We start from the raw sequence: 12,129 nt of genomic DNA on the forward strand, positions 1-12,129 counted from the left end.
GATCATCACTCATATCGCCGTGGCTGAACGCCTCGCCCGAGATGACCTCGCGCTGGCCGTTGCTGTCGGGGCCTTCCCATTCCAGCTGCAGCGTCACTGCACCGCCGCGTTCGAAATAGCGCACCTCGATCTCATGCGCACCAGCGGACAGATCCAGTGTGACGCTTTCTTCGCGAGTTGCGTGCAAACCGTCATTACCCAGCACTAACTGGCCATCAATATAAAGCGCCGAGCCATCATCCGAGGTTAGAAACAGCGTGTAGGTACCAGCCTCGGCAACATTCAGATTGCCTGTGTAACGGGCCGCAAAATCATCGGACGGACCGCCCTCCCACAAAGACCCATTGCTGCGGTAGGTGTCCAGCTCGGATACCATGCCGGTCATGTTGGGATCAGCGAAAAAGTCGATCTCACTCAGGCTCGACACCCCAGATGTCAGCGCGAAGTATTCTGCATAAAGGCTCATGATACTGCCCGTTCTCCACTAATCCCGCGGTTATGCGGTTATTGTTTCTCGTTGACGGCCTCAGCGAGACTTAGTTGCGGCAAAATTATGTCTTGGCGGAAAACCGCCAAGCTTAAGGGCAAGCGCGATAGGCGCTTTTTTCACCGTAATTTCAGACTTCATTGAGTTGTGCAGTAGCTTGAAGGCCACTGTTTGTGAGTTGAGTGTTTAGTCCGCCATCAATTGATGAATTGTTCGAAACCCAGACACAATTCAATCGAAAGGGCTTAAGATATGCTTAAATAGGCAAAAAACAGCGAGAGCCTTGCGTGCCGTAAGCGAAAAACTGTCTACATCGGTTTTGTAGCAAGGCTAAAAAAGCCTGGTAGCAATTTGTGGCTCATTCTTCTTGTTGCTTGGCGCAATCATGCTGGTTTGTATGATCGTGATTTTGTGGAAAGGGGACATGATGATTCACAAACCAGCTGTCGGCGTTGTGGTCATTGGCCGGAATGAAGGGGATCGCCTGGTACAATGTCTGCGCTCTATTCCGACACATATTGAAAGAGTTGTTTACGTTGATTCCGGCTCTACGGATAATAGTACGGCATTGGCCACTGAATCTGGCGTAACTGTAGTTGAGCTGGATATGTCTATTCCATTTACAGCAGCACGCGCGCGCAACGCAGGGTTTCAGGTCATGAGTGAGAACCGTGATCTGGTATTTATTCAATTCATAGATGGGGATTGTGAATTTGATCCAAACTGGTTTAGCACGGCGGAAGCGTTTCTGCATGATCACCCAAAGGCAGCTGTCGTTTGTGGACGCCGACGTGAGCAGTTTCCCGATGCAAGCGCCTATAACCGTCTCTGCGATTGGGAATGGAATACGCCTGTTGGCCAGACCAAAGCCTGCGGCGGCGATGCCATGATGCGGGCAGATGTGTTCAAGCGGGTCGAAGGTTTTCGCGACACAATGATTGCAGGAGAAGAACCAGAGCTTTGCGTACGCATCCGTGCTCAAGGTTGGGAAGTCTGGCGGCTGGATGCTGAAATGACCCTGCACGATGCGGCCATGACACGGTTCAGCCAGTGGTGGAAGCGCGCCCGACGCAGCGGGCATGCCTTTGCTGAAGGGGCAGCCCTGCATGGGGGACCGCCAGAGCGACACAGTGTATCTGCGATGCAGCGTATTTTGAAATGGGGGTTCTTTGCGCCAATGGCTATCTTGTTGCTGGCAGCAACCATCACCCCGTGGGCTTTGCTGCTTGCCGCCGTTTACCCATTGCAGGTTTCACGTCTGGCGTGGCGAGAGGGTATAGGACAAAGATCGAGTTGGGAACGCGGGTTCTTCCTGACATTGGGAAATTTTGCCGAGGCTCAAGGTGTCATGGAATACTATTGGCGCAGACTATCGGGTAAAACTGCTAATCTGATTGAGTATAAATGATCCAGCCTTATACGCATTTTTGCGTGTGATTTGAAAAGTCCTTAAAGTTTCGGTAATTTTTTTGTGTACTCAGTTGATCAGAATCAAACTAATTCAATGATTTTATTTTTATTCAAGGCTATTGAATAGCCGTCATTTCTTGCGCTTAAGGGTAAAGCATTTAAATTTTTCGATTGAGGGGCAAGGCCGATGCGGTTTGGTTATTTAATGAACATTTACCCGATGACGAGCGCCACATTTATCCGTCGTGAAATTCAAGCGATCGAGGCGCTCGGCATCAACGTTATGCGATATGCTATACGGCCTTGGGACGAGCACCTCGTTGATGAACAAGACCGAGCAGAGCAGGAAAAAACCTCCTATTTGCTCATTGGTCGCCTCCCTGCATTATTTAAGGACTTTTTCTTGGAGGCGCTCGCTAATCCGATTGGGATGTGCCGGGCGCTGGCTGGTTGTTCCAAACTCTACCGTAATGCTGGTCACAGGTTCGTCGCACATGTCGCCTATTTACTTGAGGCTGTTTCGCTGAAGCGCCAAACGTCAAAAGATGGTATAACCCACTTACATACGCATTTTTCGACCAATTCTGCCGCAGTCGCGATGTTGTGTGCTCGTCTGGGTGGACCTAGCTACAGTTTTACCGCGCACGGCCCGGACGAGTTCGTTGATTGGGGCAGAGCTTCATTGGCAATGAAAGTTGACGAAGCAAGGTTTGTTCTTGCGATCTCAAATTACTGCCGAGTTCAGCTTGCCCGCGCCGCAGGAATGGAATGCTGGGACAAGCTGCACATTGTACGTTGTGGTGTTAACATTGAGGAGTTTCCCCGCAGCGAATCTCCGTTCGACAAGAGAGCGCCCTTTGTTTGTGTCGGGCGCCTTTGTCCGCAAAAAGCGCAGGTTCTGATTGTGGAAGCGGTTGCACGCCTTGTGCCTGAATATCCTGATCTAAGCGTTATTTTGGTTGGTGATGGAGAGAGTCGAGCTGATGTTGAAGCAGCAATCACACGCCATGGTGTGCAGAAAAATGTGATCTTGGAAGGATGGTGTGACAACGCAAAGGTACGAAAGCTACTCGGAACCTCCCGGGCGCTTTTGTTGCCGAGCTTTGCCGAGGGTCTTCCCGTTGTCATCATGGAAGCCCTGGCTTTAGGGCGGCCGGCAATCTCTACATATATCGCGGGTATTCCTGAACTGGTCGATGAGAAGTGCGGATGGATCATCCCTGCGGGATCTGTGGATCATATAGTTTCGGTGATGAAGCAGAATATGATGGCATCGGAAAAGGAACTGGTCACTTTAGGAAATGAAGGTCGCGAGCGTGTGAAACGAGATCACAACATCTCCACAAATGCTGCCACTATATTGGGCCTTTTCAAATCAGTTCATATTGATGAACCGTAATTTCCTGGTACTTGGGCCCACACTGGCAGAGGTGCAGCAAATCCAATTTTATCCATAGGCGCCGAGCGAACCACCTAAGATATCGATGCTGTGCTTATCTTCTAGCGAGATCAAGTAAACCGAACGACTGGAACCAAAAGGGTGCCCGCAATTCCTGCGCCGGTATACAAAATCAGGGCGGCCCCAATGTCATACCCTGCGAATAAAGCTAAAAGGCTCGCGAGCACTCCCGCGAATATGCCGCACAAAAGTGCCCCAATCATTCTGTTTTTCCCCGATTTCCGACGAGTGTGAGCCTGCATTGTGCGCTAATTTAAAGCCTGAATGCGGCGCCAACCAGATATAAACCAAGTGGGTCAGAAAATGGGCAAGGCACAGCCGTTGGTAGGCGATGTCTTGCTCAAGTCGGCTAGATCGGGTCGAATCGTAAAATTTCAGAAACAGAGTCAATTTTGATACCAAAGCCAAACTGTTTCCATAATTGATACCTGTGATTGCGATGCCACAGCTTTTCGTCAATTGTGTCAAAATCATGATGACCACAACTCGTCAGCGTGTTACGAGAAAAGGAGTTTGGTTAACTTGTGCTTGGTTGTGTGAAAGGTTCGGGCATGAAAATTTTTTTGGCTATTTTGTCTGTGGCGGTACTAGCAGCGACAGGTGCGCAGGCAGTGACCGTAAATCTATACGGTTCTGGCGGTGGTGATGCGACCGTCACCGGGGATACGGCAACATTCAATAAAGAAGGCGTCTCGGGCACGATAACAGCGCACTCTACCTATTACACATCGGGCTATCCCATTATTACCACGAATACTTACGGCCTTGGTGTTCAGAATGGGCCCAATGACGTCGCATATGCTGGCGGTGGCGATGACCCGGCGCGTGGCGGGGAGATTGATGGTCGTTACTATAGTGATTGGCTGACTTTCACCTTTGATTCAGCTGTGCGACTGATCTCTGTGGGATTAGCGAACTTTAATTCCGGACCGGATTCCTCAACGTATAACGATCATGCGTACATCGAAGTTGATGGTAGTCTGGTAGAAGCAAGCTACAGTGGCAATTGGAAATATTCCTTTGGGGATGTCATCGCGACGTCTTTCTCGATCAGAGCGATGGAGAAGGATGACGAATTCCTTGCCTATAACTTCACGGTCGCCCCAATTCCGCTGCCAGCCTCATCCTTGCTGCTGCTCGGTGGTCTGGCAGGGTTCGGACTGATGCGGCGTAAGCGAATCTCCTGATCTTTTAATCTTGTAGATAACGGAGAGTCGGCGGTCATTGTCGCCAAGACTCCTATCAATAACTGTATTTTGGCGGGCTTTGTTTCCAATTAGGGATTCTGCCCGCCAAAATTGTGACACTTTTTCACCTCCACCCAAAAGTTAACGTTTGGTATCGGCCTCCACTATCCGTTAAGATGAACGAGAGATGAACAACTGGTTAATCTCGCGTTAATTATTTGGAATTTGTTAGGAGTGGGGGACCATGCTTAAAAAAATCCTGACAGCCGTTTCGGTTGTTTTTTTATTTGCTACAGGCGCACAGGCAGTAACATTTAACTTCACTGGGCCTGGCGGCGGAGACCTCAACGGTCAGCTGGGTATGCAAACTGCTATCCTAGACAAGGACGGTGTGGTTGGGGCTGTAACCGCTAACTCAACCAGAGGAACGCCGGTCATCGAATCTACAATCTTCAATACTGGCATTGGTGTGAACAATGACCGTTTCTGGGAAATTGATGCCGTCGATGGATTCAACGGTAAAGATTCTCTATTGTTTACGTTTGAGCAGGCTGTTCGCCTAATTTCGGTGACCTTTAAGCCTTTTATTCCGGGTACAGACTGGGATATTTATGTCGACGGCACCAAAGTAGCGAACGAAAACTCAGACAACCCGTATGATTTCGGTGGTGTTTGGGCGACTTCCTTTGAGGTCAAGGCCGATGGGAAGTTTGATGCGTTCGCTGTGAAAAAGTTCACGGTTGCACCTATCCCACTTCCGGCTTCGGCATTGCTGCTGATCGGTGGTCTGGCAGGTTTTGGCGTCATGCGTCGACGGAAGCAGATGCTGGCCTGAAACTGAACTAAAGAACAAAACAGGCGGCAGCTCTGATTGAGCTGCCGCTTTTTTGTTGCGTATCCGTGCTTCAGGACTGAAGATATGGTGTCTGTAAATCGTGTAGTATGAGTTTGGCATGTCAGCCTTGGATAAAATGACATTTACGGCCGCACAGGGCAAAGCAGGTTGGTCTTTCCAGGGATTGTTCTGGCTGGGCCTTTTGACGCTAGGGGCGCTGTTTTTCTTTCAAGAGGGGATAGAAGAGCTCTTCCGTGTTTGGCAGCTACCGGAATACAGCCATGGCCCTCTGATCCCGGTCCTTTCGGCCTTGCTATTTCTTCGTCAACTCAAGGGCGTTCCGATTGACCTGACACCCGTAACCGATCGGGGCCCGGGGTTCTGGCTGTTGTTGGTTGCGTTGCTGTTAGGAGCCGGAGGAAAGCTGATCGGCATTGCCGATATTGTGGCCTATGGATTGATCTTATGGGTCGGGGCTATTTTGTTGATCAGTTTTGGCTGGGTTGCTGGCTTACAGTTCTGGCCACCGGTTTTGCATCTTGTCTATATGCTCCCACTTCCTGCCGCACTGTATTATGGTGTCTCGACATGGTTGCAGCTGATTTCATCCGAGCTTGGCGTATGGTTTCTGGATGTACTCAGGGTACCCGTTTTTCTTGATGGGAATATCATTGATTTGGGTGTGTATCGCTTGCACGTTGCAGAAGCTTGCTCGGGCCTGCGTTATCTTTTCCCGATCCTGAGCTTTTCCTACATTTTTGCAGTTCTCTACAAAGGACCAACCTGGCACAAAGCCGTTCTGCTTGTATCAGCTGTTCCAATCACCATTCTGATGAACTCAATCCGGATCGCGGTAGCCGGCCTTATCGTGAATTCCTATGGCTTGAGCTATGTTGAAGGGTTTTCGCACTTCTTCGAAGGCTGGGTGATTTTCCTGAGCTGTGTTCTGATTTTGTTTGCCATCGCCTGGATTTTGGTGCGCACACGTCGGGAGCGGCTGTCTCTGGTTGAGGCCTTGGATTTGGAAACAGATGGTCTGTGGGATCAGGCCAAGCGTATCCGTCACGTTGTCCCATCAAGCGCCTTAGTCGGGGGGGCGGTTCTGTTGGTGGTGCTGACAGTGGTCTGGGAGGTGGTGCCTGAGCGAGAGCCACCACACGTTGACCGGGATCCTTTCGCGATCTTTCCAACTCAGTTGGGAGAATGGACAGCAAGTACTCCTCGCGCCTTAGAGCCAGATGTAGAGCGCATTCTTGCGGCGAACGACTATCATTCTGTTGTGCTGAGCAAGCCAGGAGAAACAGCGCCTGTAGATCTCTTTATGGCTTGGTATAAAGATCAGAACACAGGGGGCGTGCATTCCCCTGAAGTGTGCCTGCCAGGAGCAGGATGGGAGATTGCGTGGCTTGAGCAGATTGAGGTTTCAGAGGGCGCCACCAACTTCCAAGCGAACCGGGCGATCATACAGAAGGGCTTGGAACGCATGCTGGTTTATTATTGGTATGAGCAGCAGGGTGAACGCATAGCTTCCGGGTTTTTGGCGCAGCTTCAGCTAATGATTGGTAAAGTAACGAATGATAGAACCGACAGTGGCATTGTGCGGTTGATCACACCAATTGGACAAGACGAAGACGAAGCGACCGCCGACCAACGTTTGTTAGATAGTCTTCGTAGCACAACGCTAAATGTAGGTAACTTCTTTTGACAGAACGTTACTGAGTCTCCAAAAAACCATTTTTACAAAGTACCTCTAACTCCATCTCACTTCAAAAAACGCAGATAGCTTGGCTAATCCGACATGATAAAAATATATCGAAAAGTGTTCAGTTTGCTGAGTGGCAGGGAACGCAAGCGCTATCTGCTGCTTGGTGGAATTATGGTGCTGATGTCTTGCGCCGAACTTTTTGGAATATCTGCTGTACTCATATTACTCAACGTATTCGCTGAACCCGATAGCATTCTGGGCAATCATTGGGGAGGTTGGCTTTTTAACAAGCTCGGTTTTGCAACAATTTTTTCCTTTCAAATTTTCTTAACCTTAATTGTTCTAGGCGTGCTTACGATTTCACAAGTTTTTAAAGCTGGTGGAAGCTACGCAATGATTAGATTTGGTATGATGCGTGGCTATGCAATTTCCAGTCGGCTTTTGACAGCTATACTTCAGCAACCATACTCTTGGTTTTTGCAGCGAAACAGTTCGGAAATTAGTAAAAACATCCTGAGCGATGTTTCACAACTGGTATACCAAGTCTTGATCCCCTCTTTGCAACTCGTAGCAAATCTATTTACAGTTATTGTGATACTCGCATTCCTCTTTTTTGTGGACCCCATAATCACAATTACTTCTGTTGTTTTAGTGGGTGGTGGATATGGAGGAGTTTATTTTTTTCTTCGTGGGCTATTAACCCGTCTAGGAAAAGAAGCTCTCGAGATGGACAGTGTGCGATATCGACTTATCCAAGAAGCGACGGGAGGGATCAAAGAGCTGAAGATGCTAGGGTTAGAATCTAGTTTTATCTCTAGATTCGAAAGAGCTGCACTAAATTACGCAAGAATAGGATCAAATACTCAGGCAATTAGCCAAATCCCTAGGTTTTTCATGGAAGCGGTTGTTATTACATTGCTTCTTTGCGCGCTACTTTTCATGGCCTATAAAACCGGAGGCAATATTACTGAAGCAATCCCAATATTGGGTGCTTTCGCCTTTGCTGCAATGCGGCTCCTACCAGTGATGCAACAGAGCTATTTAGCTTTTGCAAGTCTCCGTAGTGGCGAGGCGGTACTGAATTTGGTGGTTGATGAGTACCGGGGCGTTTCAAAGGGAATTCCAGAATACGCGCTTCAAGACAAAACCCCGTCTAATTCATTAACTTTGAACAAAGCTTTTGACCTTGTGAATACTTCATTCACGTATCATGAAGCCAATAAGCCAGCTTTGGAAAAAATTAATATTTCAATAGAAGCTCATACTACAGTTGGGATCGTCGGGGGGACAGGAGCGGGAAAGACTACCTTAATTGACTTAATACTTGGCCTGTTGACTCCCAATGGTGGGAAAATACTTATCGACGGTGAGCGCCTTGTTTCAGAGAATTTAAAGACATGGCGTCGAATGATAGGATATGTACCTCAGACCATTTACCTTACTGATAATACCATTGCTGAAAATATAGCGTTTGGATTGCCTCACGACAAAATAGATATGAAGGCAGTTGAGCGCGCAGCACGGATCGCTGCGCTACACGACTTTATAGTGACAGAACTTTCTGACGGATACAAAACAGTCGTTGGTGAGCGTGGAGTACGATTGTCGGGTGGGCAGCGTCAAAGAATCGGGATTGCCCGAGCGTTATACTACGATCCGGCTCTTCTGGTTCTTGATGAGGCAACGTCTGCGCTTGATAATGTGACCGAGCGTGCGATAATTGAATCAATTGATAATATTGGTCACAGTAAAACAATTATTATGATCGCACACCGATTAAGTACTATAAAAAAATGCGATCGGATTTTTGTTATGCGTTCTGGTAGGATAGCTGCAACAGGGACTTACCAAGAGCTTATTCAAAGTGACGAAGATTTTCGAAAGATGGCACATCACGAGGAAAGATAGAAAAACTCATCGTCGTTTTCTAAATTATGATTGAGCTAGGTATTCCGGAGGTGGAAATGCGTGCGAGATGAAGGGAAAATTAGCGTCGTCATTCCGGCCCTCAACGCTGTAAAAACTATTGGAGAAGCGCTAGAATCTGTGCTTCAGAATGAGCACGTCAGCCAGGTTATCGTTATTAACAATGCGTCGACTGATGCTACTCAAGATATGGTCGAAAGCTTTGAGGATCCGAGAGTTGAGTTGCTATTTAATGAACGTCCTGGCATCTCGTATTCTTTAAACATTGGGTTTGAAGCAGCGACCTCCAAGTATGTGGCTAGATGTGATGCCGATGATCTATTCACACCTGACCGGGCTCGATGGCAATATAATTGGCTGGAAAACAATCCTGACTATGTGGCCGTTTCGGCAGCCTTCGCGGCGATAACGAAAAGTGGTAAACACATCTCAAATCTGGCCTGTGAAGGGGACGCACGAGACGTAACTGAAAGTCTGTTGCACGGAAAGGCAATTACCCACTTTTGCACATGGTTAGTACGTAAGGATTCAATACAAAAAATAGGTGGGGCGCGCCCTTGGTTCAAAACTGCTGAAGATGTAGACATGCAGTTCCGTTTGGCGGAAACTGGTAGAGTTTGGCATGAACCGAAATTAGCCTATAAGTATAGGCTACACGATGATTCTATAACGCATAAAGATCCATCATTTCGGTTAGATTTTTTTGATCAGATGGCCCATAAATTTGCTTTACAGCGTCGAGCACATGGAAAAGACGATTTGCAATGTGGTAAAGTTATAAGCATAGATGATCATAGTTGCGAAAATAAGAGCACTCCAAGGAACAACTCTGTTCGAGATCAAACTATTGGATATCTGCAAGCAGATGCTTGGCGCAACTTCGATAAAGGAAAGTATCTAGTTGCGAATAGATGTTTGATTAATGCAATTAAACAAAACCCTTACTCTTATCATCTATGGTTAAATTTTCTCTCTCTCATCGCTAAATCCATATACTCATGGCTTCTGAATAATAAATCATCTTAGCTTTACGATATTTTTATCTATCTGTAGCGGCTTGAGATCATAATCCGTTAGGCTCGAGGTTATCGCTACTTCTGGTTTGGATTATTTGAGATTGTAAATTGTTTTGGGGTCACATTATTTACGACGGAGCTCGGGAACGGGCACCGGCTGGCATTACATCGCGTCTCGAAAACCCATGCAGAATGCCTTTGTGGAGGCGTTCAACGTCAGGCTGCGGGGCGAATGCCTACGCACACATCTTTGGGAATCTCGCTGAAGCGCGCAAAATCATTGAAACCTGGCGGATTGACTGCAACATTTAGAGGCCACACACATCAATTGGTGGCCTGATACCCGCCGGTTCGCCAATCTCAGCAGCCCCCCACACCCGACCTGAATCAAGGGGCTGGGTCACTCTCATTGTTTCCGTTTTCCCGAGGTAACCCCAAATACCTTTAGTTTGAGTATCATTTTCTAGATTTTCGAGTATTGATGGGCTGTTCTGGACGGGCCTTTGGTGAGTTTAGTTCTACCTTAGAAGGCTTAGCGTCAGTAAGCGCGGTTCTTTCAGGACGAAGAGCCGTATATCCAGCAATCGCTCCGCCAATCAACCAGGTAATGGGAGTAAGTGTTGCATTCGGAAGCAAATCAATCAGATTTGCTGTTAAGACCAAACACAATCCCAAAGCTGCTTGGTCAAGAACCTTACTGTGTTTTCGCCTTAAAAGAGCGAAAATTGGTAACGTTAATAGACCAAATCTGGTTATGTATCCGAACCAGCCAAACGTACCAATCAATATGATCCAGGTACCATCGATTATGCTAATCCTTTGACCACTTTCCGGGTCATATACAAGGCTTCGACCCCAAATACCCCAGCCGAATAGTGGTTTCTGATTGGCTTTTTCGAGCAGAATGTCCTCGTTACGAAGCCTAAAGTTAAGGGATTCCGCTCTGAGCGGGTTAATGGTGCGAGCCGCCTCGGTAATTTCAAGCGTTGGTATAACACCAGCGCCCCGCAATGCTGGGTAGGAAAGTACAAGCGCCGCAACTAGGGTGGAAATTAAGATCTGCCCTCTAAACCCTGAAAATACTGCGAATGGCAGAAGAATGAGAGTAATAATCAACGCCCCAAGTGACTTTCCTAGAACTAATACAGCAAGCATCCATATCAAAAACACAAACCCAATTAAAATAGTCTTTGATGATCTGGGCACGCCTCTAATAAACATAACCCCAGAAATTGTTGCCATTGAAAGAAATATCCCTAGCCACAAACCATGTTGAAGAAAAACAATTGGACGGTATCCGTCACCTCGCACATGTTGAAGGAATGAATGAGGAAAGAAACCGTAAATCCATGTGTTCAGCTGTGGACTCATTCTGATTTCAAATAACGCGAGGAAACTGTATGCAAAGCCAGATATTGCGAGCGTCTTCAAAAGCATGCGATGGCTTTCAGGATTTGAAAGGAAGTAAAACCCCAAGATAAATGGGAGCAATATAATAAAGGTTTCAAGAAAGACAGAGAAATAATCATATATATGCATAGCGGGAATATATTTACCGCCATATATCAAGAAGCTCCCATTTGTTAGGGTCGTGAATAATGGCAGGAACAAAGTCAGAAAAACAAGAATTACGAATATGTTGTAAATGGGGTGCTTTTTGTATTGTTCTTTGCTTGATTTATCTGGAAACTTCTTCACTCCTATTGGAGCGTATCTTTTTTCTTTATACTTATAATAAAAGCATACAGCCGCTGTGGTTAAGGCTGGAATTGTATCCTTGCTGAGCACCGGCAATAGAGGAAAGTCAATTCCCACGCCATGTGGTAAAATTAAATACCCTGCGACGATGGATATAGCTACTGTACGAGGCACATCCGTTGCACGAAATAATATCAACGTCACAACGGGCCAAATTATTAACACAAAATAAGAAAATATGTTTGGCATTGCTGCAGTTTCTCCTTCTGACTTGTCGTTAGAGAGGTCATTCAGGTTTTGTTGATTGTTTAGCTATTAAGTCAGTTTGGGTGTATATTGCTCATAAGGTCATCTAGCTAGATGTGTCTTTCTCGGTGACCGGACTTACATGTCTGCGCAATTATTT

Annotated in this window: 10 protein-coding genes; 8 read left to right on the top strand and 2 right to left on the bottom strand. The window is 47.1% G+C overall.

The window, feature by feature from the left end; translation table 11 throughout:
- A partial coding sequence (locus ACR0JR_RS20895) for a PA14 domain-containing protein (protein ID WP_480457912.1) occupies window positions 1-466 on the bottom strand: 466 nt, incomplete at its 3' end.
- Window positions 467-911: 445 nt separating this feature from the next.
- Between ACR0JR_RS20895 and ACR0JR_RS20900 the strand changes: the two genes are divergently transcribed.
- The 8 genes from ACR0JR_RS20900 to ACR0JR_RS20935 all read left to right on the top strand — a co-directional run bounded on the left by ACR0JR_RS20900 (window position 912) and on the right by ACR0JR_RS20935 (window position 10,291).
- Window positions 912-1,895 (top strand): glycosyltransferase family 2 protein, encoded by a 984-nt coding sequence (locus ACR0JR_RS20900; protein ID WP_480457914.1) that lies wholly within the window; start codon window positions 912-914, stop codon window positions 1,893-1,895.
- A 189-nt stretch (window positions 1,896-2,084) separates the two neighbouring features.
- Window positions 2,085-3,296 (top strand): glycosyltransferase family 4 protein, encoded by a 1,212-nt coding sequence (locus tag ACR0JR_RS20905; RefSeq protein WP_480457916.1) that lies wholly within the window; start codon window positions 2,085-2,087, stop codon window positions 3,294-3,296.
- Window positions 3,297-3,907: 611 nt separating this feature from the next.
- Window positions 3,908-4,543 (top strand): VPLPA-CTERM sorting domain-containing protein, encoded by a 636-nt coding sequence (locus tag ACR0JR_RS20910; RefSeq protein WP_480457918.1) that lies wholly within the window; start codon window positions 3,908-3,910, stop codon window positions 4,541-4,543.
- Between the two features lie 244 nt (window positions 4,544-4,787).
- Complete coding sequence (locus tag ACR0JR_RS20915) at window positions 4,788-5,378, top strand: VPLPA-CTERM sorting domain-containing protein (protein ID WP_480457920.1); 591 nt, start codon at window positions 4,788-4,790, stop codon at window positions 5,376-5,378.
- Window positions 5,379-5,514: 136 nt separating this feature from the next.
- Window positions 5,515-7,083: a VPLPA-CTERM-specific exosortase XrtD gene (gene xrtD / locus ACR0JR_RS20920; RefSeq protein WP_480457921.1), complete on the top strand. Its 1,569-nt coding sequence runs from the start codon at window positions 5,515-5,517 to the stop codon at window positions 7,081-7,083.
- Between the two features lie 93 nt (window positions 7,084-7,176).
- Window positions 7,177-8,991 (top strand): ABC transporter ATP-binding protein, encoded by a 1,815-nt coding sequence (locus ACR0JR_RS20925; RefSeq protein ID WP_480457923.1) that lies wholly within the window; start codon window positions 7,177-7,179, stop codon window positions 8,989-8,991.
- Window positions 8,992-9,051: 60 nt separating this feature from the next.
- Complete coding sequence (locus tag ACR0JR_RS20930) at window positions 9,052-10,035, top strand: glycosyltransferase family 2 protein (RefSeq protein ID WP_480457924.1); 984 nt, start codon at window positions 9,052-9,054, stop codon at window positions 10,033-10,035.
- Window positions 10,036-10,138: 103 nt separating this feature from the next.
- Window positions 10,139-10,291: an integrase core domain-containing protein gene (locus ACR0JR_RS20935; protein WP_480457926.1), complete on the top strand. Its 153-nt coding sequence runs from the start codon at window positions 10,139-10,141 to the stop codon at window positions 10,289-10,291.
- Between the two features lie 190 nt (window positions 10,292-10,481).
- Here ACR0JR_RS20935 and ACR0JR_RS20940 read toward each other — a convergent pair whose 3' ends face one another.
- Window positions 10,482-11,972, bottom strand: coding sequence for a hypothetical protein (locus ACR0JR_RS20940; RefSeq protein WP_480457928.1), 1,491 nt, complete (start codon window positions 11,970-11,972; stop codon window positions 10,482-10,484).
- Between the last annotated feature and the right edge of the window lie 157 nt (window positions 11,973-12,129).

The sequence above is a fragment of the Ruegeria sp. AA3 genome (genome assembly GCF_056542905.1).

Bases quoted from the DNA above. Each gene is read 5' to 3' on its own strand.
- ACR0JR_RS20900 (WP_480457914.1), top strand. From the start codon at position 912: ATGATGATTCACAAACCAGCTGTCGGCGTTGTGGTCATTGGCCGGAAT.
- xrtD (WP_480457921.1), top strand. From the start codon at position 5,515: ATGACATTTACGGCCGCACAGGGCAAAGCAGGTTGGTCTTTCCAGGGA.
- ACR0JR_RS20940 (WP_480457928.1), bottom strand. From the start codon at position 11,972: ATGCCAAACATATTTTCTTATTTTGTGTTAATAATTTGGCCCGTTGTG.
- ACR0JR_RS20925 (WP_480457923.1), top strand. From the start codon at position 7,177: ATGATAAAAATATATCGAAAAGTGTTCAGTTTGCTGAGTGGCAGGGAA.
- ACR0JR_RS20915 (WP_480457920.1), top strand. From the start codon at position 4,788: ATGCTTAAAAAAATCCTGACAGCCGTTTCGGTTGTTTTTTTATTTGCT.
- ACR0JR_RS20905 (WP_480457916.1), top strand. From the start codon at position 2,085: ATGCGGTTTGGTTATTTAATGAACATTTACCCGATGACGAGCGCCACA.
- ACR0JR_RS20910 (WP_480457918.1), top strand. From the start codon at position 3,908: ATGAAAATTTTTTTGGCTATTTTGTCTGTGGCGGTACTAGCAGCGACA.